The 23,824-nt window shown below is 59.4% G+C and carries 24 protein-coding genes; 4 read left to right on the top strand and 20 right to left on the bottom strand.

Features of this window, described 5'->3' with window-relative positions; genetic code table 11:
* Positions 1 to 236: 236 nt before the first annotated feature.
* Positions 237 to 1,901, top strand: coding sequence for an electron transfer flavoprotein-ubiquinone oxidoreductase (locus AC0T4W_RS07830; RefSeq protein WP_476318267.1), 1,665 nt, complete (start codon positions 237 to 239; stop codon positions 1,899 to 1,901).
* A gap of 205 nt (positions 1,902 to 2,106) precedes the next feature.
* Here the strand turns inward: AC0T4W_RS07830 and AC0T4W_RS07825 are convergent, their stop codons facing one another.
* The 4 genes from AC0T4W_RS07825 to AC0T4W_RS07810 form a co-directional block, all read right to left on the bottom strand.
* Positions 2,107 to 2,676, bottom strand: coding sequence for a DUF1285 domain-containing protein (locus AC0T4W_RS07825; protein WP_476318265.1), 570 nt, complete (start codon positions 2,674 to 2,676; stop codon positions 2,107 to 2,109).
* Positions 2,677 to 2,679: 3 nt separating this feature from the next.
* A complete protein-coding gene (locus AC0T4W_RS07820) occupies positions 2,680 to 3,282 on the bottom strand; it encodes a DUF4823 domain-containing protein (protein WP_476318263.1) in 603 nt (200 codons plus the stop codon).
* A 75-nt stretch (positions 3,283 to 3,357) separates the two neighbouring features.
* Positions 3,358 to 4,254 (bottom strand): radical SAM protein, encoded by an 897-nt coding sequence (locus AC0T4W_RS07815; RefSeq protein ID WP_476318261.1) that lies wholly within the window; start codon positions 4,252 to 4,254, stop codon positions 3,358 to 3,360.
* A 68-nt stretch (positions 4,255 to 4,322) separates the two neighbouring features.
* The gene (locus AC0T4W_RS07810; protein WP_476318259.1) at positions 4,323 to 4,961 is read right to left on the bottom strand and encodes a TetR/AcrR family transcriptional regulator; all 639 of its coding nucleotides are present in this window, start codon (positions 4,959 to 4,961) and stop codon (positions 4,323 to 4,325) included.
* Positions 4,962 to 5,036: 75 nt separating this feature from the next.
* Between AC0T4W_RS07810 and AC0T4W_RS07805 the strand changes: the two genes are divergently transcribed.
* Positions 5,037 to 6,170 (top strand): aminotransferase class V-fold PLP-dependent enzyme, encoded by a 1,134-nt coding sequence (locus tag AC0T4W_RS07805; RefSeq protein WP_476318257.1) that lies wholly within the window; start codon positions 5,037 to 5,039, stop codon positions 6,168 to 6,170.
* A gap of 235 nt (positions 6,171 to 6,405) precedes the next feature.
* On the opposite strand, the gene AC0T4W_RS07800 is transcribed toward AC0T4W_RS07805, so the two are convergent.
* The 13 genes from AC0T4W_RS07800 to AC0T4W_RS07740 all read right to left on the bottom strand — a co-directional run bounded on the left by AC0T4W_RS07800 (position 6,406) and on the right by AC0T4W_RS07740 (position 16,622).
* Positions 6,406 to 7,188 carry a TatD family hydrolase gene (locus AC0T4W_RS07800; RefSeq protein WP_476318255.1) on the bottom strand — a complete coding sequence of 261 codons (783 nt, stop codon included), beginning with the start codon at positions 7,186 to 7,188 and terminating at the stop codon, positions 6,406 to 6,408.
* Positions 7,189 to 7,251: 63 nt separating this feature from the next.
* Positions 7,252 to 7,608, bottom strand: a complete 357-nt coding sequence (locus AC0T4W_RS07795; RefSeq protein ID WP_090238100.1) for a PilZ domain-containing protein — start codon at positions 7,606 to 7,608, stop codon at positions 7,252 to 7,254.
* 36 nt (positions 7,609 to 7,644) lie between these two features.
* A complete protein-coding gene (locus AC0T4W_RS07790) occupies positions 7,645 to 8,631 on the bottom strand; it encodes a DNA polymerase III subunit delta' (RefSeq protein WP_476318252.1) in 987 nt (328 codons plus the stop codon).
* Positions 8,624 to 9,256 (bottom strand): dTMP kinase, encoded by a 633-nt coding sequence (tmk, locus tag AC0T4W_RS07785; protein WP_476318250.1) that lies wholly within the window; start codon positions 9,254 to 9,256, stop codon positions 8,624 to 8,626. Before tmk ends, AC0T4W_RS07790 begins: the two co-directional genes overlap by 8 nt.
* Positions 9,257 to 9,265: 9 nt before the next feature.
* Entirely contained in the window at positions 9,266 to 10,318 is a 1,053-nt protein-coding gene (gene mltG / locus AC0T4W_RS07780; protein WP_476318248.1) for an endolytic transglycosylase MltG, read from the bottom strand.
* Positions 10,319 to 10,321: 3 nt separating this feature from the next.
* On the bottom strand, positions 10,322 to 11,137 hold the full coding sequence (gene pabC / locus AC0T4W_RS07775) for an aminodeoxychorismate lyase (RefSeq protein ID WP_476318246.1): 816 nt from the start codon (positions 11,135 to 11,137) through the stop codon (positions 10,322 to 10,324).
* Positions 11,137 to 12,381, bottom strand: a complete 1,245-nt coding sequence (fabF, locus tag AC0T4W_RS07770; RefSeq protein ID WP_476318244.1) for a beta-ketoacyl-ACP synthase II — start codon at positions 12,379 to 12,381, stop codon at positions 11,137 to 11,139. Before fabF ends, pabC begins: the two co-directional genes overlap by 1 nt.
* Before the next feature lie 107 nt (positions 12,382 to 12,488).
* On the bottom strand, positions 12,489 to 12,722 hold the full coding sequence (acpP, locus tag AC0T4W_RS07765) for an acyl carrier protein (RefSeq protein ID WP_058066290.1): 234 nt from the start codon (positions 12,720 to 12,722) through the stop codon (positions 12,489 to 12,491).
* Between the two features lie 197 nt (positions 12,723 to 12,919).
* Complete coding sequence (gene fabG / locus AC0T4W_RS07760) at positions 12,920 to 13,663, bottom strand: 3-oxoacyl-ACP reductase FabG (protein ID WP_476318241.1); 744 nt, start codon at positions 13,661 to 13,663, stop codon at positions 12,920 to 12,922.
* 15 nt (positions 13,664 to 13,678) lie between these two features.
* Positions 13,679 to 14,617 carry an ACP S-malonyltransferase gene (gene fabD / locus AC0T4W_RS07755; RefSeq protein WP_476318239.1) on the bottom strand — a complete coding sequence of 313 codons (939 nt, stop codon included), beginning with the start codon at positions 14,615 to 14,617 and terminating at the stop codon, positions 13,679 to 13,681.
* Positions 14,618 to 14,884: 267 nt separating this feature from the next.
* Positions 14,885 to 15,895, bottom strand: a complete 1,011-nt coding sequence (plsX, locus tag AC0T4W_RS07750; RefSeq protein WP_476318237.1) for a phosphate acyltransferase PlsX — start codon at positions 15,893 to 15,895, stop codon at positions 14,885 to 14,887.
* Positions 15,896 to 15,898: 3 nt separating this feature from the next.
* Positions 15,899 to 16,081, bottom strand: a complete 183-nt coding sequence (gene rpmF, locus AC0T4W_RS07745) for a 50S ribosomal protein L32 (RefSeq protein ID WP_079201670.1) — start codon at positions 16,079 to 16,081, stop codon at positions 15,899 to 15,901.
* Positions 16,082 to 16,094: 13 nt separating this feature from the next.
* Positions 16,095 to 16,622 (bottom strand): YceD family protein, encoded by a 528-nt coding sequence (locus tag AC0T4W_RS07740; RefSeq protein ID WP_476318235.1) that lies wholly within the window; start codon positions 16,620 to 16,622, stop codon positions 16,095 to 16,097.
* 123 nt (positions 16,623 to 16,745) lie between these two features.
* On the opposite strand from AC0T4W_RS07740, the gene AC0T4W_RS07735 reads away from it, so the two are divergent.
* The gene (locus AC0T4W_RS07735) at positions 16,746 to 17,324 is read left to right on the top strand and encodes a Maf family protein (protein WP_476318233.1); all 579 of its coding nucleotides are present in this window, start codon (positions 16,746 to 16,748) and stop codon (positions 17,322 to 17,324) included.
* Between the two features lie 49 nt (positions 17,325 to 17,373).
* On the opposite strand, the gene AC0T4W_RS07730 is transcribed toward AC0T4W_RS07735, so the two are convergent.
* From AC0T4W_RS07730 to rluC, 3 genes are read right to left on the bottom strand one after another with little or no spacing between them, the layout of a single operon-like run.
* On the bottom strand, positions 17,374 to 18,351 hold the full coding sequence (locus AC0T4W_RS07730; RefSeq protein WP_476318231.1) for a S49 family peptidase: 978 nt from the start codon (positions 18,349 to 18,351) through the stop codon (positions 17,374 to 17,376).
* Between the two features lie 11 nt (positions 18,352 to 18,362).
* The gene (locus tag AC0T4W_RS07725) at positions 18,363 to 19,052 is read right to left on the bottom strand and encodes an HAD-IA family hydrolase (RefSeq protein ID WP_476323510.1); all 690 of its coding nucleotides are present in this window, start codon (positions 19,050 to 19,052) and stop codon (positions 18,363 to 18,365) included.
* 7 nt (positions 19,053 to 19,059) lie between these two features.
* Complete coding sequence (gene rluC / locus AC0T4W_RS07720; RefSeq protein ID WP_476318229.1) at positions 19,060 to 20,013, bottom strand: 23S rRNA pseudouridine(955/2504/2580) synthase RluC; 954 nt, start codon at positions 20,011 to 20,013, stop codon at positions 19,060 to 19,062.
* A gap of 593 nt (positions 20,014 to 20,606) precedes the next feature.
* On the opposite strand from rluC, the gene rne reads away from it, so the two are divergent.
* Positions 20,607 to 23,768: a ribonuclease E gene (gene rne / locus AC0T4W_RS07715; RefSeq protein ID WP_476318227.1), complete on the top strand. Its 3,162-nt coding sequence runs from the start codon at positions 20,607 to 20,609 to the stop codon at positions 23,766 to 23,768.
* Positions 23,769 to 23,824 lie beyond the last annotated feature (56 nt).

Here is a 23,824-nt window from a genome sequence, read left to right as displayed (position 1 = left end):
AACCAGTAAAGGCAGACACTAAACCGCCGGTATCTTGACCGCACGACCTAGACTGGTCAAGACAACGAAGCGGCCAATCGTCAGCGATGTAGTAGGATTCTAACAGCCCTACAGAAAATTCAAACAAACGTTTGTATTGGCCCATCTGAAGGGTCTGGATATAATGCGCCAGCATCGCTCATGGAACGAGCTCGATCGCCAAATAAAATTAGAGAGCCCTGAGTAGGAGATAGCCTGTGGAACGCGAATTTATGGAATTCGACGTCGTCATCGTCGGCGCCGGCCCTGCTGGTTTGTCCGCCGCCTGCCGACTGAAGCAGAAAGCCGCCGAAACCGGCAAAGAAATCAGCGTCTGCGTGGTCGAAAAAGGCTCCGAAGTCGGCGCGCACATTCTTTCCGGTGCGGTGTTCGAACCGCGTGCATTGAACGAACTGTTCCCAGACTGGAAAGAGCTCGGCGCCCCGCTGAACACCCCAGTCAAGCGCGATGACATCTACGTGCTCAGCAATGCCGAGAAGGCCACCAAGGTTCCGGACTTCTTCGTGCCCAAGACCATGCACAACCATGGCAACTACATCATTTCCCTGGGCAACCTGTGCCGCTGGCTGGCGCAGCAGGCCGAGAACCTGGGCGTAGAAATCTACCCAGGCTTCGCCGCTCAGGAAGCGCTGATCAACGAAGAAGGCGCTGTCTACGGCATTCTAACTGGCGATCTGGGTGTCGACCGCGAAGGCAACCCAAAAGAGGGTTACTACACCCCAGGCATGGAACTGCGCGCCAAGTACACCCTGTTCGCTGAAGGCTGCCGTGGCCATATCGGCAAGCAGCTGATCAAGCAATTCAACCTGGATTCCGAAGCCGACGCCCAGCACTACGGCATTGGCATCAAGGAAATCTGGGACATCGACCCGGCCAAGCACGAGCAGGGCCTGGTGGTACACACCGCCGGCTGGCCGCTGGATATCGTCGCAAAAGAAAACACCGGTGGTTCCTTCCTCTATCACCTGGAAAACAACCAGGTGGTAGTCGGCCTGATCGTCGACCTGTCGTACAGCAACCCGCACCTGTCGCCGTTCGATGAGTTCCAGCGCTACAAGCATCACCCGGTGATAGCCCAGTACCTGGAAGGCGGCAAGCGCGTCGCTTACGGTGCCCGCGCCCTGGCCAAAGGCGGCATCAATTCGCTGCCGAAGATGGTATTCAACGGCGGCGCGCTGATCGGTTGCGACCTCGGCACCATGAACGTGGCCAAGATCAAGGGCAGCCACACCGCCATGAAATCCGGCATGCTCGCCGCCGAAGCCGTGGCTGACGCGCTGTTTGCAGGCAAGGAAGGCGGCGATCAGCTGACCGGCTATGTCGACGCATTCAAGGCCAGCTGGCTGTACGACGAGTTGTTCAGCACCCGCAACTTCGGCCCGGCAATGCACAAGCTTGGCCCGCTGATGGGCGCCGGCTTCAACTGGCTGGACCAGAACATCTTCGGTGGCAAACTGCCCTTCACCCTGCACGACACCAAGCCGGATTACGCCTGCCTGAAGCCGGCGGCAGAGTGCGCGAAGATTGCCTACCCGAAACCGGACGGCAAGCTCAGCTTCGACAAGCTCAGCTCAGTATTCCTCTCCAACACCAACCATGAAGAGGAACAACCCTGCCACCTGAAGCTCACCGACCCGAGCATTCCACTGAGCAAGAACCTGCCGCTGTACGACGAGCCGGCGCAGCGCTACTGTCCAGCCGGCGTTTACGAAATCGTCACCAAGGAAGACGGCGAGCAGAAGTTCCAGATCAACGCGCAGAACTGCGTGCACTGCAAAACCTGTGACATCAAGGACCCGGCCCAGAACATCACCTGGGTGGCCCCTGAAGGCACCGGCGGGCCTAACTACCCCAATATGTAAGAACCTGCCACGATCTGCTCCGCGTCAGCCCTACTGCTTTAAAAACAGGCTCTAAGATGCAAAAAAGGCTCCCTCGGGAGCCTTTGTTTTGATCGGGCAGAATTCGTTGACCCTTACGCCGATCATGCTGTTTGTAGCCCGGATGTAATCCGGGACCAACCTTAAATGCTGCCAGCGAGCCCCTGGATTTCATCCAGGCTACGTACTATTCCGGCTTCGGGCCGATGGGGAGAAACTCTCCACTGCTCCATACGCCAAGCCAGCTCTGGCCATCAATCTCGCGCGGCACCGCCAGCTCGACCAGCTGGTAGAACACATTGCGGTGAATCAGCGCCTCCAGATTGGTCCGCACATGCACATAAGGCGCAGGCTCATCGGTCAGGGCGTCCAGCTCGACCCGCAGCGGATGCGCGCTGCCGGCCACCACCTCATCCTCGACATTGGTGATAAAACGCAGCACCTGCGCTTCGCCCTCGCCTTCCACCTGCAGGCTGACCGCTACAAAGGGCGCGTCATCAACCTGGATGCCGACCATTTCAACCGGAGTCACCAGCACATATTTATCGCCGTCACGGCGGATGATGGTGGAGAACAGTTTGACCATCGGCTTGCGCCCAATCGGCGTGCCCATGTAGTACCAGGTGCCGTCGCGGGCGATACGCATGTCGATATCACCGCAGAACGCTGGGTTCCACAGGTGCACCGGCGGCAAGCCCTTGCCCTCGCTTTTGGGTATCTGTGCCAGCAGGTCGCTGGCCTTGCCTGTATCTGTCATCAATCAACGCCCCAAACCTAATAAACGCCGTGCATAGTCCTGCAGCGCCGGACCGATCAGGCCCTCAGGCTTGGCATCATAAAGCGTTAGGAAGCCACCGCGGCTACGAATGCGTGTGGTATCGACCAAATAACGGGTATTAGTTTCGATCAGCATCAACTGGATCACCCCGCGATCGGTACCGAGACGGTCCAGCGCTTCTTGGTCCTCCCACTCTTCCACTGTGCCGATGCGGTCATCGGCATAGGCAAAGCGGCTGTACAGCAGATAATGCGCCCCGGCCTCACGGGCCTCAACCAGCGACTCTTCCAGGCCTAACGGAGCCTTGGCGCGACGGATCATGGGGAAATACTCGATAAAGCCCTTGTAGGCTTCCTCGGCCACCACATTGGGTCGCGGATAGGCTGAGCCCGGCGGCACAAAATGGCCCTGGGCGATATAGATAAAGGAGTCAGCCTGTAAGCGCCAAGGGCTGGCGCGGCGCGTCTGGCTATGGTCGAGCATGCCGACATCGCGCAATTGATAAATCGCCTCATCCGCCAGATCACTGGCCTTCATACAGCCGCTCAGCAGCAACACACCCACAATCAGCAACAGACCACGCATCACGCTTCTCCCGCGCCGGTGACAAAAAACCGGCAGATAGCGCCTCAATGCAGATTTCACGCCACCTGTAGCCAGTCAGAGGCCGCGCTGCCACTCTTGACGCAAACGTGCCTGTTGCGGCTGCTCGATAGCCTGCCGCACCTGTGCCAATAAACGCGGCTTGTCGGCACCGAGAGTGCCTTTGAGTACTAGATAGTTGGAAGCATGATCACTGCGGAAAACCGTATCGCGCAGCTCCAACCCTTGCAGCAAACGCTCGACCTCGACAAACAACTGCTGCTGGCTGAGCGGCTGGAAGTCGGCAAAGCCTTCGCGAAAGCGCGCCTCGCCCTGGGGAAAACTCACCACCAGGGTCGAGAGAAACTCTGGTTGCGCTTCGTTCATCAGGCGCGCCGAATTATCCGCATGCTGCTCACTCAAGGTTGGGCCGCCCAGGCCATTGAGGATCATCACCGAGCGAGTAATGCCGGCCTGGCCAAGTTTATCCAGCGCGCTCAGGCTGGACTCATAAGTCTCACCCTTGTTGACCCGAGCCAGCACCTCATCATCACCCGACTCGCAGCCGACATAGGCCATACGCAGGCCAGCGTCAGCCAGCTCCTTGAGCTCACCCACTGACTTCTTGCGCAGGTTGCGCGGCAGGCAGTAGCTCGACACCCGCTCAACGTCCGGCATATGCGTACGTATCGCTTGCAGAATGGTCAACAGGCGCCGCGTCGGCAACACCAAGGCATCGCCATCGGCGAGAAACACCCGCTGCACGATCATTCGCTCACCGGCCAGGCGAATCTCTTCGAGCACCTGCGCCTCATCACGGGCACGGAATTTCTTCTGCTCCTGGGTGTACATCTCGCAAAAAGAGCAGTGATTCCATGAGCAGCCATTGGTCACCGGCAGAATCAGCGAGTGGGCCTCGCTGGGCGGGCGGAATACCGGTTCGATATAGGCGATGGGAAAGTCGTGCGCGCTCATGCTCTTATCTCGGGCAACGGTAACCACCAGGAACAATCACTGCAAAGCAGCCACACCCACTAAAACCATCAAGCCTGTGGCAACTCACCGTCGCGCTTGCGCTTGTTGCCCATGCGCACGCCGATGTCCATCAGGAACTGGAAAAAGCCTTCCTGATCTTCCAGCACATTGCTCCAGAACGGCGAGTGATACAGCGCCACAGCGCCGTGCACCAACGCCCAGGCGGCGCAGTAATGGAAATACGGCGGCACGTCTTCCAGCTTGCCTTCGGCGATACGGCCCTTGATCAGCTGGGTCAGACGCTCGAAGTTGGAGGCGCGAATCTTGTGCAGCTGCTCGACCATCTCCGGCACCTGGTTACCCTTGACCACCTTCTCTTCCAGGCGATCAAACAGGCGGTAGCGCTGCGGGTCGCGCATGCGGAACTCGAAATAGGCGCGCGACAGGGATTCCTTGTCGCGGTCGATATCGGCCGAGTGCAGCAGCTCGTTGAGATCGCGCTCGTAGTCGAGCATCAGGCGCAAATAGATCTCCGCCTTGGACTTGAAGTGTTTGTAGATGGTGCCTTTACCAATACCAACCGTGTCGGCAATCATCTCCACAGTCACGCTGTCTTCACCCTGATCGAGGAAGAGCTTCAGTGCTGTGTCGAGAATTTCCTGTTCGCGGCGGCGAAACTCACGGACCTTGCGGGGTTCTTTATGCATAAAAGGACTACGGGGTCGAAAAACGAAGGCGCGTATTATGCCTAACTAACGGCAAATTGCACGGATCATCCGACCATGTACGCAGTTCATGACGAGTTTCCGCAACTTACCGGCCTGCGTTATCTAAATCACGCGGCCGTTTCACCCTGGCCACAACGGGCCGTCGGTGCGGTCAGCCGCTTTGCCATTGAGAACGCACAAACCGGCGCGCGTGACTACGCAACCTGGCTGCAGGTCGAGCGGCGCTTGCGCGAACGCTTGCAGCGCTTGCTCAACGCGCCTTCCCATAGCGATATCGCGCTGGTGAAAAATACCTCTGAGGCCTTGTCCTTCGTCGCCTTCGGCCTGGATTGGCGGGCCCGTGACCAGGTGGTGATCAGCGATGAAGAGTTCCCCTCTAATCGGATTGTCTGGGAAGCGCTCGCGCCCTTGGGCGTCGAGGTGGTGCAAGTCAACCTGCACAACGGCGATGCCGAAGCAGCCCTGCTCGCCGCCTGCGGCCCACGTACACGGCTGATGGCAATCAGCGCGGTGCAGTATGCCAGCGGCCTGCGGCTGGACCTGCCGCGCTTAGGCCAGGGCTGTGAGTCGCGCGGCGTGCTGCTGTGTATTGATGCCATCCAGCAGCTCGGCGCCCTGCCCTTCGACGTGCAAGCCAGCCAATGCGCCTTCGCCATGGCCGACGGGCATAAATGGCTGCTCGGTCCGGAAGGCCTCGGCGTGTTCTATTGCCGCAGCGACCTGCGCGCTCAACTCAAGCTGCATGAATACGGCTGGCATATGCTCGAACATGCCGGCGACTACCAACGCAGCAGCTGGGAGCCCGCACACAGCGCCCGACGCTTTGAGTGCGGCAGCCCGAACATGCTCGGCGCCATGGCCCTGGAGGCCAGCCTGTCGCTGCTGGAAGAAGTGGGCATGACGGCGGTCGAGAGCGCGCTGCAAGAGCGTATGCAGTGGCTACTGGATGGGTTGGGCAAAATCTCTGGTGCACATCTGCACAGCGCCGTGCAGCGTCAGCAGCGCGCCGGCATCCTGACTTTCAGTTTGGATGGTTGGGACAACTCGGCTTTGTTCAATCAGCTGAAACAGCAGCAGGTGATCTGCGCACAGCGCGGTGCGGGCATCCGCCTGTCGCCCCACTTTTACAGCGAACCCAGGGTAATTGAAGAGACACTGGCGCTACTGCGGCAGCTGGCGACTGCTTGAGGACTCAGCAGCGCGATGCGTATTCCAAATCCGTTTAAGAATGTCAGTAACCGGCCTGGACGTTCGGCAATTTTCACCAATACTGAGCAGTACTGGTGTGCGGCGTATCCCCCAAGCGCCCCGCCAGGCAAGGTACCGTGGACCGCGTGCCTTGATTTACTCCTAATGGTCTTAACCCGGTCTCATCCCCCAGAGTCCGGGTTTTTTTTGAGTCCGTTTTACCCGAGAACAGCGATCAAACCACCCGAGCCAGCGGAAATAGGCGTTTGAAGTTGGCTGTGGTCTGTTCGGCTAACTGCTCGAAGCTCACGCCACGCAGCACTGCCAAGTACTCAGCTACATCACGCACGTACTCGGGCAGGTTCGGCTTGCCACGATGCGGGATCGGCGCCAGATAAGGCGAGTCGGTCTCCACCAACAAGCGATCTGCCGGCACCTGGCGCGCCACTTCACGCAGCGCTTCGGCATTGCGGAAGGTGACGATGCCGGACAGCGAGATATAGAAGCCGATATCCAGCGCAGCCTTGGCCATTTCCCAGTCTTCGGTAAAGCAGTGCAGCACGCCGGCCTGCGGCAGCGCCGCTTCACGCAGCAGTGCCAGGGTGTCGGCACGGGCCTCGCGGGTGTGCACGATCACCGGCTTGCCGGTGACCCGCGCCGCATCGAGGTGCAGACGGAAAGACGTTTGCTGCAGCGCGGCGGATTCTGGCTCGTAGTGATAATCCAGCCCGGTTTCGCCGATGGCTACCACCTGGGGGTGGTTTAGCTCACCCAGTAGCCAATCCAGTGCTGGGGCCGCGCCGGGCTCAAGGTCCAGCGGATGCACACCAACCGAGCAATCGACATCGGCATAACGCTCAGCCAGGCCTTTGACCGCTGCGGCATTGTCGGCACTGACGCCGATGCACAGAAAATGACCGACGCCGCGCGCGCGCGCAGCGTCTAACGCCGCGTCGAGCGAACCGCCATAGGCGGCCAGATCGAGGCGGTCAAGGTGACAGTGGGAATCAACCAGCATGGGGAGCAATCACTTGAGAGTCGGTGCCACAGAACGGGCACCGTAATGCGGAGGAAAAACCACTTACATGGTGTGCGTCGGGCGATCCGACGTCAGCGCACCGGCCAGGTAGGTTTCGATCTTGTTGCGCGCGGTGTTGTCGCCATCATTGAACTGCACACCCACACCAGCGGCGCGGTTGCCCTGAGCACCCTTGGGAGTGATCCAGACCACCTTACCGGCGACCGGAATCTTTTCCGGCTCATCCATCAGGTTGAGCAGCATGAACACTTCATCGCCGAGTTTGTAGCTCTTGTTGGTTGGAATAAACAGGCCGCCGTTCTTGATAAAGGGCATGTAAGCGGCATAAAGCACGGATTTGTCCTTGATTGTCAGCGACAAAATTCCGTTACGCGGGCCCAAGTTAGGAGGCAGACTCATGCGGCATTCCTGATTTTATTCACTTAATGGCCGATTCTAGCCCGGTCCGGGCAAGCTTGCCCACTGCACCAACAAGGCTTCGAGAAGCAAGACACGGTTAAGGTTAGCCTTGCCGAGGACTTTCTGACGCTGCGCCAGCAACCAATCCTGAATGTTCAGTACTTTCGGCTGCGCGGTTTTATCCGCCAGGTACTGCACCACCTTGCGCATATCGGCTTGCCCGAGGCCGTCTTCATCACGGGTCAGTTGGTAACGCAGCATCAGCTGCGACCACTGGCAGAACCAGTCGAACAGCAACTGCAGGGAGACCGCATTCCAGCTTTCGGCCAGCTGGCTGGGCGCAATCTGCTGTTTAAGCAGCTTCTTCACCCCCTCGACCACCTGAGCGCGCTGCGCGATAACGCCCTGCTCATGCATCTTCACCGCCGCCAGCGGCGAGCCGGCGGCAAGAAATAGCAACTCGTTATGCTCCTCGGCGCTACAGCCGGGTAACGCCTGCGCCAGCCACGCCAGGCTCATGGCCTCGCTCGGCAACGGACAGGCCTGCTGCACGCAGCGGCTTTTCACCGTTGGCAACAGGCGACTGGGCTGATGGCTGATCAACAGCAATACGGTATTGCCGGACGGCTCTTCCAGGCTTTTCAGCAAGGCGTTGGCGGCGTTGACGTTCATCGATTCGGTCGGCTCGACCAACACCACCTTGCGCCCGGCCAGTTGTGCGGTTTGCACCACAAAGCTGACCAGATCACGCACCTGATCGACTTTGATCGCCTTGTCGGCCTCTTCCGGTTCCAGAATGTAGTTATCCGGATGGGTGCCAGCCGCCAGCAAATGACAAGACTTGCACTGACCACAGGCATCCAGGCCAGCGGGTTGCTGACACAACAGCCGCGCCATCAAGCGCTCAGCCAGCGCGCGCTTGCCGATCCCGGCAGGCCCGTGCAGCAGGTAAGCGTGGGCATGCTGGCTACGGCCAGCCAGTTGCTGCCAGAGTGAATCCTGCCAGGGGTAGGCGTCAGCCACGCTGCAGCTCCAGCAGTTGCGGCAGTAACTCATCCAGTGCGCGCTGAACCTGACTCAACGACTGTGCCGCATCCAGAATGCGGTAGCGCTGCGGCTGCTCGGCGGCGCGGCGCAGGTAGGTCTGGCGCACGGCGTCGAAGAACTGCCGACCTTCCTGCTCAAAGCGATCCAGCCGACCACGTGCCGCAGCACGGGCCAGGCCCACTTCAATCGGCAGATCAAACACCAGGGTCAAATCCGGGCGTAACGCGCCCTGAACGAACTCCTCCAGCAAAGCGATACGCACCTCGGAGAGCCCCCGACCACCGCCCTGATAGGCGTAGGTTGCATCGGTAAACCGATCACAGAGCACCACAGCACCACGCGCCAAGGCCGGACGAATCACCTGCGCCAGATGTTGGGCGCGCGCGGCAAACACCAGCAGCAGTTCAGTATCGGCCGCCATCGGTTCATCACTGGGTGCCAACAGCAGTTCGCGCACCCGCTCGGCCAAGGGCGTGCCGCCAGGCTCACGGGTCAGCAGCACATCGATGCCTTGCTCGCGTAAACGCTCGGCCAGGTACTCTCGGTTGGTGCTCTTGCCTGCGCCCTCCGGGCCTTCCAGGGTGATAAACAAACCGCTCACAGGCTGTCCTTACTGATTATTGGGCGCGATAGGGGCCGGGCTGGAACGATAGTCCGCGCGACGCTTGAGCTGATACTCGCGCACGGCACGATTGTGTTGCTCCAGGGTGTTGGAAAATACGTGACTGCCATCGCCACGGGCGACGAAGTAGAGGCTGCTGCCGGCCATCGGATTGAGCGCTGCATGGATCGCTTCACGACCGACCAGGGCGATGGGCGTGGGCGGCATGCCATCGATGGTGTAGGTGTTGTAGGGCGTCGGCTCGCGCAGGTCGTTGCGAGTGATGCGGCCGTTGTAGCGTTCGCCCATGCCGTAGATCACCGTTGGGTCAGTCTGCAGACGCATGCCGATGCGCAAACGCCGCACAAATACCCCGGCAATCTCGCCACGCTCTTGCGGCACGCCGGTTTCCTTCTCGATCATCGAAGCCATAATCAGCGCATCATAAGGCTCCTTGTACGGCAGGTCCTTGGCCCGCTGCGCCCATTCTTCGGCCAGCACCTTTTCTAGTCGCGCATGGGCCTGTTTGAGCAAGTCAAGATCACTCATGCCACGCACAAAACTGTAGGTATCGGGAAAGAACCGCCCCTCAGGGTTCAAACCCGGCAGGCCAAGTTTCTTCATCAGTTCGGCATCACTCAACTCGCTCAAAGTCAGCTCAAGGCGTGTTTCGCGTGCCAGTGCGGCGCGCACCTGACGGAAGTTCCAGCCTTCAACCAGCGTCAGGCTGTACTGCAGCACGTCACCGCGTCGCCACTGGCCGAGCATATCCAGCGCTGTGGCGCCGGGAGTCAGGCGATACTCACCACTGTGCAACGGTTGATTGCGCAGGTTGAAGCGCCAGTAAAGACGCAGCCAGAAGGCCTGATCGAGGATGCCATCGGCTTCAAGACGATTGAGCACACCACCCGGCGTCGCGCCTGCAGGCACGTCCACTAGGTACTCTTCGGTCAGGTTCAGCGGCTGATGCAGCGCCGTATGCTGTTGCCAGGCGGCAAACGCAACCAATAAGCCAGCCAACAACACGCCGCCTTCCAGCAGCAGCAAAAATTTGCGTATCACGAATCAGCAGTCCAGTAGATCGCGGGCAATGGCCTGCAGTTTACGGGTGAGCGGCCCGACCGGCCAGTCGTGTGCGAGCAAAGCGCGAACTGGCCACACGCCATAAACGCTGTTGCACAGCATGACCTCTTCAGCGGCGAGCAATTCGGCGTAGCTGATATCGCGCACCTGACACTCAATGCCCTGCGCAGCCGCCTGGGCCAGCAGCTCAGCGCGCATCACGCCGGCAACCCCACAACGCGACAGGTCAGCGGTAACCAGCACACCAGCACTGACCAGCAACAGGTTGCTGTAAACGCCCTCAATCACCCGGCCACTGGTATCCAGCATCAGGCCCTCGGCATGCTCGGCGTCCTGCCACTCGCTGCGCGCCAACACCTGTTCCAGGCGATTGAGATGCTTCAGGCCCCCCAGCAAGGGCTGTTCGGCCAAACGCGTAGCGCAGGCAAACAAGCGCACACCCTGCTCGGCATAGGCTGCGGGATAAACCGGTTTAGCGGCCGCCTGCAGAATCACGCGCGGTTGAGCGGGCTGCGGCAACGCATAGCCACGCAGCCCGTCACCCCGAGTCAGGATCAGCTTGGCAACGCCCTCGCCCAACTGCTGACTGAAGGGCAGCAGTTGGGCGCGCACAGCAGGTAGGTCGAGGGGGATTTTCAGCCGCACACAGCCTTCGGCCAAACGCGTCAGATGGCGCTCCAACAGCAGCGGTTGCCCGGCATTTACGGCGATGGTCTCAAACAGCCCATCGCCGTAGGCCAAGCCGCGATCTTTGACGGACAGCAGCTCGGCCGGCTGGCCATCGACCCAGCTCAGCATCAACCGGCAAACCGGCGGAACACCAGCGAGCCGTTGGTGCCGCCAAAACCGAAGGAGTTGGACAGCACCACGTCCAGCGCCATGGCCTTGGCCTGGTGCGCAACGAAGTCCAGATCACAGCCTTCGTCCGGGCTATCCAGATTGATGGTGGGCGGCGCCACCTGATCACGCAGCGCGAGGATGCTGAAGATCGCCTCCACCGCGCCAGCCGCGCCGAGCAGGTGACCGGTCATGGACTTGGTCGAACTAACGGCAAGCTTGTAGGCGTGCTCGCCAAACACCGACTTCACCGCCGCCACTTCAGCCTTGTCACCGGCCGAGGTCGAGGTGCCGTGAGCGTTGATGTACTGCACCTGCTCCGGATTCACGCCAGCATCGCGCAGGGCATTGGTCATGCAACGCGCCGCGCCTGCGCCATCTTCCGGCGGTGAGGTCATGTGGTAGGCGTCGCCGCTCATGCCAAAGCCGATCAGCTCAGCGTGGATGGTCGCGCCACGCGCCTTGGCGTGCTCCAACTCTTCCAGCACCAGCGCGCCAGCGCCGTCGGAGAGCACAAAACCATCGCGGTCTTTGTCCCACGGACGGCTGGCCTTGGCCGGCTCGTCATTACGGGTCGACAGCGCACGGGCCGCACCGAAGCCGCCCATACCCAGGCCGCAGGCAGCCATCTCGGCGCCGCCGGCAACCATTACATCGGCTTCGCCGTAGGCAATATTGCGCGCCGCCATGCCGATACAGTGAGTACCGGTGGTGCAGGCTGTGGCGATGGCGTAGTTAGGCCCCTGCAGTCCCAGATGGATAGACAGGAAGCCGGAAATCATATTGATGATCGAGCCAGGCACGAAAAATGGCGAGATGCGCCGCGGCCCTTGCTCATGCAGCGATTTGCAGTTGTTCTCGATATTGGTCAGGCCGCCGATACCGGAGCCCATGGCCACACCGATGCGTTCACGGTTGGCATCGGTAATATCCAGACCGGAGTTGCGCACCGCCTGAAAGCTGGCAGCAAGGCCGTACTGGATAAACAGATCGAGCTTGCGCGCCTCTTTGGCGGACAAATATTCCTCGACGTTAAAGCCCTTTACCGCACCACCAAAGCGTGTGGAAAAAGCGGAAAGATCCATATGCTCAAGCAGGCCGATACCACTGCGCCCGGCCAAAATGCCCTGCCAGCTACTCGGCACATCGTTACCCAATGGCGACAGCATGCCCATACCGGTAACCACGACGCGTCTACGCGACACAGCAATCTCCTTTTCTAGTTATCAACGCCTGGAAAGCGCTTAAAGAAAAGCCGCACGCCTGATAAAGGGCGTGCGGCTTTTCCGAGTCGGGAACCGACGATTACGTTTTACGCGTGAGCGGTAACGTAGTCGATCGCTTCCTGAACGGTGGTGATCTTCTCAGCTTGCTCGTCCGGGATCTCGGTCTCGAATTCTTCTTCGAGAGCCATCACCAGCTCAACGGTGTCAAGAGAGTCGGCACCCAGGTCTTCAACGAAGGAAGCGCTGTTGGTTACTTCCTCTTCTTTGACGCCCAGTTGCTCGGCAACGATTTTCTTGACGCGTTCTTCGATGGTGCTCATACGTTGTTCTCACTCCTAATGGGACAAATCTTGGCCACTGTAGCTGCGGCCAAGTGTATAGAAAGGGTTTTTAGCATTTCAAGCGCAATGCCGGGGTGCCCCACAAACACTTCAACGATCTGCCTATAAACCTGTTGCAGCTTTATAACGGATTTTAGACAGCATCTATGACAGTTTTCTGAAGCCATCCGTCACATTCAGCTCATGTACATCCCGCCGTTCACAGGGATAGTAGCGCCTGTAACGTAAGCGGCGCCATCAGAAGCGAGGAAAGCGACCACTTTTGCGATCTCTTCAGCCTGCCCCAAACGACCCAACGGAATCTGGGTCAGCAGCGCATCACGCTGCGCTTCCGGCAATTCGCGGGTCATATCGGTGTCGATAAAGCCCGGCGCCACGGCGTTCACGGTAATCGCCCGCGAGCCCACTTCACGCGCCAACGCACGGCCAAAACCTTCAAGGCCAGCCTTGGAAGCCGCATAGTTAACCTGCCCGCCGTTGCCCATGGCCCCTACCACCGAACCGATATTGATAATCCGGCCATAGCGCGCCTTGGTCATGCCGCGCAGCACCGCCTTGGTCAGTCGGTACAGGCTGCTCAGGTTGGTATTGATGACATCAAACCACTCGTCATCTTTCATCCGCAGCATCAGGTTATCGCGGGTGATGCCGGCGTTATTGACCAGAATCAACGGCTGACCAAGATGTTGCTGGATATGTTCGAGGGTGCTGGCAACCGATTCGCTGTCGCTGACATCCAACACCAGGCCTGCGCCCTCAATGCCATGTTCCTTCAGCGTCTCAGCGATGCGCTCGGCACCCGAAGCGGACGTGGCGGTGCCGATAACCACTGCCCCCTGACGCCCCAGCTCCAGGGCAATAGCCTGGCCAATGCCACGGCTTGCGCCGGTGACCAATGCAACCTTACCTTGCAGGCTCATAACGTTTCTCCTTAATCAGACCAGAGCCGCGTTCGCAGCAGCGAAGGCGTCCGGGGTGTCCAGGTTATGGGTATTGATGCCTTTGACGCAGCGTTTGTTCAAACCAGACAACACCTTGCCCGGACCGCACTCGACCAAATCAGTCACACCCTGCCCTGACACACAAACAATCGACTCGACCCAACGCACCGGGCTGTAAAGCTGCGCCAGCAAATCGCGCTTGAGGCTTTCAAGATCGGTCACCACCGCAGCACTGACGTTCTGCACCAGGGCAATTTGCGGGGCCTGCCAGTCAATCGCCGCCACAGCCTCGGCAAAGCGTTCAGCCGCAGGTCGCATCAGCGCGCAATGCGACGGTACGCTAACGGGCAATGGCATGGCGCGCTTGGCACCACGGGCCTTACACGCCTCAATAGCGCGCTCAACAGCAGCAGCGCCACCGGCGATGACCACCTGGCCCGGCGCATTGAAATTCACTGCACTGACCACTTCACCCTGCGCAGCCTCGGCGCAAGCAGCCAGCACATCAGCATCTTCCAGACCGAGAATCGCCGCCATGCCGCCCTGCCCGGCCGGAACCGCCTGCTGCATCAGTTGACCGCGATGCTCCACCAGCTTGACCGCAGCAGCCAGCGACAAGCCACCCGCAGCGACCAGCGCCGAGTACTCACCCAAACTGTGGCCCGCGACAAAAGCCGGGCGCGCCGCGCTCTCAGCCAGCCAGGCACGCCACAGCGCAACAGAGGCGGTGAGGATCGCCGGCTGGGTTTTATCAGTTTGATTGAGTTGCTCTTCAGGACCCTGCTGGGTCAGCGCCCAGAGGTCATAACCGAGGGCTTCGGAAGCCTCGGCGAAGGTTTCGAGGATCAGCGGCCGCTGCGCACCATGCTCAGCGAGCATGCTCAGCGATTGGGAACCCTGACCCGGAAAGACGAATGCGAGAGATGCAGACATGGGAACCTGTTCCTAATGATCGTTATCGTCGGTAATACGCGCCCAGCCTAGGGGCCTGTCGGACTTGACCGTTAGTAGCGAGGGAAAGCCGGTTTGAGACAGTTTTGTTGCTTTACCGAGGCGAATAGCGAGCTATTTAACGAGGGAAAGCAGCAAAAATGGCCAAGTCCGGCTTTTCCGCAGTAGAACAGTGTTAAGTCCGATAGGCTCCTAGCCAAGCGCAAGAAACTGACAGTTGGATGACAGGCTACCCGCTGCGGTCACATTCTAAAGCAGGTGCTCGCCCAGGCGACCCTGCAAACGCTGCGGCAGATTTTCTTCAATCTCCCGCAATGCTCGGCGAATAGCGCTTTTAAAGCCATCCGGCCCGGCTGCGCCATGGCTTTTCACCACAATACCCTGCAACCCGACAAAACTCGCACCATTGTGCCGCGCCGGGGCTAGCTCAGCCTGCAAGCGCCGCAACAGCGGTAACGCCAAAACCCCCACCATGCGCGCAGCCAGACTGGATTTGAACAGCGCCTCAATACGCCCGGCAATCATCGCCGCCAGCCCCTCGCTGGACTTAAGCAAGATATTGCCGACAAAGCCGTCGCACACCACCACATCGGCCTCACCGCGATACAACCCATCGCCCTCGACAAAGCCGATGTAGTTCAAGCCCTGCGCCTGCTGCAGCAGACTGGCCGCCAGCTTGACCTGCTGATTACCTTTGATGTCTTCAGTGCCCACGTTCAACAACGCCACACGCGGACGCACCGCACCCAGCGCCTCGGCGGTAACCGAGCCCATTACAGCAAACTGATAAAGATGCTCAGCACTGCAATCGACATTGGCGCCCAGGTCGAGCAGATGACAGAAGCCCGCCTGCGTCGGAATAGCCGTGATCATGGCCGGCCGATCAATCCCCGGCAGGGTTTTCAGCACATAACGCGACAGCGCCATCAGCGCGCCGGTGTTACCGGCACTGACACAGGCTTGCGCCGCACCACTGCGCAGCAACTCAAGACTGATACGCATCGACGAATCCGGCTTGCCACGTAGCGCCTGCGCCGGCCGTTCGTCCATGGCGATAATTTCGCCAGCATGCTCAACACGCAGACGTGCACGGTCAACGCCGGGATAGCGGGTAATCAAGGATTCAAGCAGAGAGGATTGGCCGACGAGGACCAGGTGCAACGAAGGGTATTCAGCCAGGCAAGAGATGCAGGCTGGAACAATGCAGTGGGGACCGAAGTCCCCACCCATTGCATCAATCACGATGATCGGAGCGGACAAGATTTACTCGTCAGCGCCCTTATCGATCACTTTACGGCCACGGTAAACGCCTTCTGGCGATACGTGGTGACGCAGGTGGATTTCACCGGTGCTTTTCTCTACCGACAGGGTGCTGGCGTCGAGAGCATCGTGCGAACGACGCATGTCACGGGCGGAACGGGATTTTTTGTTCTGCTGAACAGCCATAACTAATTAACTCCTAAACGTTTGGGTCACGCTTTAACTGCGCCAATACACTGAACGGGTTGGACCGCGTTACCTCGTCCTCGCTCGACTCGGGCTCTTCGAGACCGGCCGGCTGCTGGCAATCTTTAGGGTCATGAGCCGGGACAATGGGCAAGGCAAGCAGAAGCTCCTCCTCAACCAACGCCAGCAGATCCAATGGGTCTTCACCCAACTCAATCACGTCATAGCCTTGCGGCACTGACTGGGTATTCGCACCCTCTTTCACCACAGCGTAATCACACGCGCTGTGGATCGGTAAGGTGACCAGCTCCAGACAACGCTGGCAAACCATCTTGACTTCAACCTCAAGCTCGCTGTGAAAAACTACAGCATTGCGCTCGTCGCGCTCGAAGAAGAACTTCGTACGCACCATGCCTTGGTTATCGGCAAGCGGGCCGCAGAGGCGCTGCAAATCTGACAGTTGCAGCTCACCTTCGAGGGTGGCGCTGCGATCGGCTAATTTGCGCGGATCAACGTGAGGTGGAATCGGGCCATTTGACATAGGCGGCGCATTCTAGGGATGCAACCGGCCGCTGTCAAAGGAAATTCGGCCTGTCCAGCATATGGGGCGACGGCTAGAATCGACCATCACCTGCAATCCCTATTTATATAGAAGGAAATCGCCGTGCTGCCTCTGGTGCTCGCCTCCAGCTCACCCTACCGACGCGAACTACTCACCCGCCTGCGCCTGCCGTTTACCTGGAGCGCGCCGCAAATCGACGAAACACGACAGCCCAATGAGGACGCAGATACCCTGGTGCGCCGCCTGTCGCAGGAAAAAGCCCAGGCACTGAGCGCAACCCACCCGCAGCACCTGATCATCGGTTCAGACCAGGTCGCGGTACTTGGCACGCAAATCCTCGGCAAACCGCACACCTTGGAGCGCGCCCGCGAGCAGCTAATGGCCGCCAGCGGCAACAGCGTGACCTTTCTGACCGGCCTCACGCTGCTTAACAGCGCCACCGGCCAACAGCAAACCGACTGCGTACCTTTTACCGTACATTTCCGCCCACTCAGCGAAGCGCAAATCATGCGCTACCTGACCACCGAACAACCCTTCGACTGCGCCGGCAGCTTCAAGGCCGAAGGCCTGGGCATCAGCCTACTTCGCAGCACTGAAGGCAGCGACAGCAATAGCCTGATTGGCCTACCCCTGATTCGCCTGGTGGATATGCTGCTGGCCGCTGGAATCGATATCCCATAAACGAACAGGCCCGATCAAATGACCGGGCCCGTTCAGAACACCGTAACAATCAGCGCAACGCCGGCCCCTGAAACCCCATCCACAGAGCAATGCGCTCAGCCATGCTGGCGCCCAGAGTTTTCGCGAAGCGATCGAACGGCGATTCCTGCACCGTGAAGTCGACGATTTCCTTCTCGCCAATTACTTCGCGCGCAACATAGCTGGTATTACCCAACGCATCGATCAAGCCCAGCTGCAACGCCTGCTCACCCGACCAGACCAGACCCGAAAACAACTCCGGATGATCAGCATCCTTCAAACGCTCACCCCGCCCCTGCTTAACACTGGCAATAAACTGACGATGAGTGGTTTCAAGAACCCCCTGCCAGAACTCGGTTTCTTCCGCCTTTTGCGGTTGGAACGGGTCGAGAAACGCCTTGTGCTCACCGGAGGTATACACACGACGGTCAACACCCAGCTTCTCCATCACCCCAACAAAGCCGAAGGTTGCAGCAGTAACACCGATGGAGCCGACCAGGCTGGCCTTGTCGGCGTAGATCTCATCGGCCGCACTGGCAATGTAATAGGCACCCGAAGCCCCCAGGTCAGTAATCACCGCATACAGTTTAATCGCCGGGTATTCGGCACGCAGGCGACGAATTTCGTCATAGATATAGCCCGACTGCACCGGACTGCCGCCCGGGCTATTGATGCGCAGGATTACACCCTTGGTGCTGGTATCCTCAAACGCCGCACGCAAACTGCTGACGATATTGTCGGCACTGGCCGACTCCTGATCCGCAATCATGCCGCGCACTTCGATCACCGCAGCATGACTGCCAGTAGATGCGCCTTTTTTCATCGCAAGCATGGGCGAGAACAACGCCAGCGCGCCGAAGATATAAATAAAGGTCAGTAGCTTAAAGAAAATCCCCCAGCGCCGCGCGCGGCGCTGCTCCTGCACTCCAGCCAGCAGGGTCTTCTCCAGCAACTTCCAGCTTTTTCCGTCGCCATCAGCCGCCGCCGACGCTTTCCATTCATCTGCCATGCAAAACCACCTCAACTGACTGAATTAGGCGCACGCCGACCTAGCCAGGCGCGCAACTCGGTAAAACATTCTATTGCCAGCGTTGGCTGACACGCACGCAGCGCCTGTAGCGGCTGCGCACCATAACCCACCGCAACACAATCCATGCCTGCACGCTGCGCCATCAACAGATCGAAGGATGAGTCGCCGATCATCAACGCCTGACTGGCAGCAACGCCGCTTTGCGCAAGAATTTCGTGCAGCATCAGCGGGTCGGGCTTGCTCGCCGTTTCATCGGCGCAGCGGCTGTAGTCGAAATAATCCAACCAGCCACGATCAGCCAGCACCCGCTGCAAACCATGCCGCCCCTTGCCGGTCGCCACCGCCAAGCGATAACCCTCGGCACGAAACGCCTGCAAACCTTCAGCCACACCATGAAACAGAGCCGAAGGCTCGGACTCAAGGGCCAAGTAGTTTTCGCTATAGCTTTGCCGCAGCCGCTGCGCCAAATCTGCATCATGCATATTTGGGTACAGGCAGCGAATCGCCTCAGGCAAACCCAGACCGATAATGCCGCGCACCTGCTCATCCGTGCAGCGCGGCAACTCACAAGCATCAGCAGCCAGGTGCATCGCCGCGACGATCCGACCGATGGAATCGACCAGCGTGCCATCCCAATCGAAGATCAGCAGCTGGTAGCGACGCTCCTGACAGCCTCGCATCTGAGAATCAGGCACCGAGACGCTCCAGGGTCCGCGCCCACATCTCATCGACCGGCGCCGCAAGCTTAAGCTGACCACCTTCAGGCAGCGGCACGACCAATTCATAGGCATGCAGGAACAGGCGCTTGCCGCCCAAACCGCGAATTTCCTTGGTGAAATCGTCATCACCGTACTTGCTGTCACCGGCAATGCAGTGACCAGCATGCTGTGCATGCACACGAATCTGGTGGGTACGCCCGGTCACCGGTTTAGCCTCGACCAGGGTGGCGAACTCGCCGAAGCGGCGCAGCACACGGAAAATGGTCAAAGCCTCCTTACCTTCAGGATTGACCTCAACCATGCGCTCACCGGAACGCAGATTACTTTTGAGCAGCGGCGCATTGACCTGCTTTTTGGCGGTCGCCCAGCTGCCGCGCACCAGCGCCATATAGCGCTTGTCCACGCCATCGCCTCGTAGGGCTTCGTGCAGGTGACGCAACATGCTGCGCTTTTTGGCAATCATCAGCAGGCCCGAGGTGTCGCGATCCAGGCGGTGCACCAGCTCCAGATCCTTGGCATCGGGGCGCAACTGACGAAAAGCCTCGATAACCCCGTAATTCAGGCCACTCCCGCCATGCACAGCAATGCCGGCCGGCTTGTTCAGCACGATCAGCGCCTTGTCTTCATAGACAATCGCCGCCTCAAGGCGCTGCAAAAGCCCCTGCGCCAGGGGCTCGGGCTCATCGCGCTCAGCCAAGCGCAGTGGCGGCACACGAATAATGTCACCGGCCTGCAGCTTGTATTCGGGCTTGATCCGACCTTTATTCACGCGCACTTCGCCTTTACGCAAAATCCGGTAAATCAAAGTCTTGGGCACACCCTTGAGCTGAGTGCGGAGAAAGTTATCGATGCGCTGACCGGCAAGTTCCGGCGCAACCTCAAGTAGCTGAACGCCAGAGGTCGGAGAGGTAGGAGTCGTCATCACGCAATCATAACAGTTTTTTATGGGGGTTTTTTTATTGAATTGAAGCACTTAATCATTGCTGCTATAGTCGGGACGCCGCCAAAAGCGGCCTGGTTTGCGGATGATCGCTAAAACTGCCATCCCCAACCAACGCAACCCATTTGGGACGTAAGGCCGTCCGACGGGTTATTCAACGAAAGAAAAGCCTTCATGGCTGTGAATAACTCGGAAATAAAGCCTTTAAGCCATGATGCGCAACCTGCCCCTCTGGACAGTTGCGGTAATAGTTAACCCGCTGCGGATTTTCGCGAGCGGCACCCGAGTTTCAGCGATACGTGTAGGGTGGAGATGTACAACTGTTGGTCCGCGTAGCAGCTCGCTTTACCAAGACGCTTTATCTCGTCCGCTACCAACAGCTGATTCCTCCTCCTGACTTAGTGCTTTCTGTTATTTACAGCGAGCAGGAGACGTCCGTCGCGGCCCAGCAAAACAGGCTGATCCCGCTAGACACTGGAACGCTTTACGACCGTTCTTGACGCACCCAACACCGACCCCTGAAGTCGTGTGTGCCGAACGCCGCTTCCGCCAGCACCGGAAACCGACGGTATTACATGAAAAGAATGCTGATTAACGCAACTCAACCCGAAGAGCTGCGTGTCGCCCTAGTAGATGGGCAAAAACTCTACGACCTGGACATCGAGTCCGGTGCCCGTGAGCAGAAAAAATCCAACATCTACAAAGGCAAAATCACCCGCGTAGAACCTAGCCTGGAAGCCGCTTTCGTCGACTTCGGCTCGGAACGCCATGGTTTTCTCCCGCTCAAAGAAATCTCCCGCGAATACTTCAGCAAGGCCCCCGAAGGCCGCGTCAACATTAAAGACGTGCTCAGGGAAGGCCAGGAAGTCATCGTTCAAGTCGAGAAAGAAGAGCGTGGCAACAAGGGCGCCGCCCTGACCACCTTTATCAGCCTGGCCGGTCGTTACCTGGTACTGATGCCAAACAACCCGCGCGCGGGTGGCATTTCGCGCCGCATCGAAGGCGAAGAGCGTAATGAGCTGCGTGAAGCACTGAATGGCTTGGTCGCGCCTAGCGACATGGGCTTGATCGTGCGCACTGCCGGCCTGGGCCGCAGCAGCGAAGAAATGCAGTGGGACCTCGACTACCTGCTGCAACTCTGGACCGCTATCAAAGAAGCTTCCCTGGACCGCGCCGCGCCCTTCCTGATCTATCAGGAAAGCAACGTGATCATCCGCGCCATCCGAGACTACCTGCGCCAGGACATCGGCGAAGTACTGGTCGACAGCATCGAAGCGCAGCAGGAAGCCCTGAGCTTCATCAACCAAGTGATGCCGCAGTACGCCAGCAAGATCAAGCTGTATGAAGACAGCGTTCCGCTGTTCAACCGCTTCCAGATCGAAAGCCAGATCGAAACCGCTTTCCAGCGCGAAGTGAAACTGCCGTCCGGTGGCTCTATCGTCATCGACCCGACCGAAGCCCTGGTGTCCATCGACATCAACTCGGCGCGTGCGACCAAAGGCAGCGACATCGAAGAAACTGCCCTGCAGACCAACCTGGAAGCGGCTGAAGAAATCGCTCGCCAGCTGCGTTTGCGTGACATCGGCGGCCTGATCGTTATCGACTTTATCGACATGACTCCGGCGAAGAACCAACGCGCCGTTGAAGAAAAAGTCCGTGAAAGCCTGGAAGCTGACCGTGCCCGCGTACAAGTGGGTCGTATCTCGCGTTTCGGCCTGCTGGAAATGTCGCGTCAACGTCTGCGTCCGTCCCTGGGTGAAAGCAGCGGCATCGTCTGCCCACGCTGCAACGGTCAAGGCATCATCCGCGACGTTGAATCGCTGTCGCTGGCGATTCTGCGCCTGATCGAAGAAGAAGCCCTGAAAGACCGCACTGCCGAAGTTCGCGCCCAAGTGCCGATTCCAGTTGCCGCCTTCCTACTCAACGAAAAACGCAACTCGATCACCAAAACCGAACTGCGCACCCGTGCCCGTATCGTAATCATCCCGAACGATCACATGGAAACCCCGCACTTCGAAGTCACCCGCATCCGCGACGACAGCCCGGAAGCTCAGTCCACTCAGTCCAGCTATGAAATGGCGACTGTTGAAGTGGAAGAAGAGAAGCAGGCTGCCGCAACGCGCACCCTGGTTCGCCAGGAAGCCGCAATCAAGACCGCACCGCAGCGTACCGCGCCAACTCCGGTTGAAGCCGTTGTTGCCGCACAGCCAGTTGCCGCCGCTGAGCCAAGCCTGTTCAAGGGCCTGGTCAAGTCGCTGGTCAGCCTGTTCGCCAGCAAGGAAGAAGAAAAGCCTGCTATCACCGAGAAGAAAACCAGCGAACGCCCACAGCGCAGCGATGAGCGTCGTAACGGTCGCCAGCAAAACCGCAGCCGTGGCGGCCGCAATAACGAAGAACGCAAGCCGCGCGAGGACCGTGGCCCACGTGAGGAACGCGCACCGCGTGAAGAGCGTCAACCACGCGTCGCCCGTGAAGAACGTGCTCCACGTGAAGAACGCGCCCCACGCGAAGAGCGTGCGCCGCGCGAGGACCGCGCACCGCGCGAAGAACGCAGCCCACGTGACGTCGTAGAAGTTCGCGAGCCGCAGGAAGTACGTCAGTCGCGCCCACCGCGCGAAGAGCGTCAGCCACGCGACCGCAAGCCACGTGAAGAGCGCCAGCCGCGCGAACTGCGTGAGCCGCTGGATGCTGTTCAGGGCGATAGCCCCGCCGTAGCAACTGAAGAAGTGCGTGCCGAACGCCCGCAACGCGAACCGCGCCAGCTGCGCGCACCGCGTGAAGAGCGCCAGCCACGCGCCGAACAGGCCGCAGTAACCGCCGATGAAGAAGCACTGAACGCTGAAGAAGCGCTGCAGGACGATGAGCAGGAAGGCAACGAAGGTGGCGATCGCCCACGTCGCCGCTCCCGTGGTCAGCGTCGTCGCAGCAATCGTCGCGAGCGCCAGAGCGATGCCAATGGCAACCCGATCGAAGGCAGCGAAGAAGGTGCAGAACCCCCGGCCGATGCCGACAACGCAGTAGTTGCAGCAGCCGTGACCGCCGCCGTTATCACTGACGCGAACGAAGCCACTCCAGCGACTGTTGAAGCAGCACCGGCAGTTGTCGAGCAGGAGCAGCCACGCGAAGTCGTTGCAGCTGAAGCGCCGCAAGCTGTTGTTGAAACCGTTATTGAAACCGCTGTTGTAGAAGCGGTAAGCAGCCCGGTTGTCGAAGCCAGCGAAGCGCCTGTATATGTCGCCGAAGTCAGTGAAGCTGCACCAGTACCTGCTGTTGTAGAGGCGCCTGCCCCGGTCGCAGAAGTTGTTGAAGCGCCCGTTGTGGTTACCGCTCCCGAGCCGGTTGCCGAAGTTGCAGTTGCTGAAGCTGTCGTGGTTGAAGCGGTAGCAGTTGAAGCTGCACCTGCGGTCGCCGTTAGCAGCAACGGTCGCGCACCGAACGATCCGCGCGAAGTGCGTCGTCGTCAGCGTGAAGCCGAGCGTCTGGCCCGCGAAGCTGCAGAAGCGCCAGTTGCTGCCGTACAGGCTGCTCCGGTAGCTGAAGAGCCGGCTGCAGAAGTGGTTGTCGAAGCCGCAGTTGAAACTGCAGCCGAAGCACCTGCAAGCATCGAAGCCGTCGAACCCAAGGCCGAAGCAGCAGTGCAAGCAGACGCAGACGTAAGCCAGGAGCCGCAAAGCTCGCTGTTTACTGAAGTAGAAGCTGACGAGCAGGATAAAGAAGCGGTCAAACCGCAGATCTGATCCGCTTCACGCATAAAAAAGGGGATGCTTCGGCATCCCCTTTTGCGTTCTAGCGT

The sequence above is a fragment of the Pseudomonas sp. C7.1 genome, assembly GCF_056312395.1.
The sequence above is the reverse complement of the archived record's forward strand: the minus strand, read 5'-3'. Positions and strand labels throughout refer to the sequence as shown.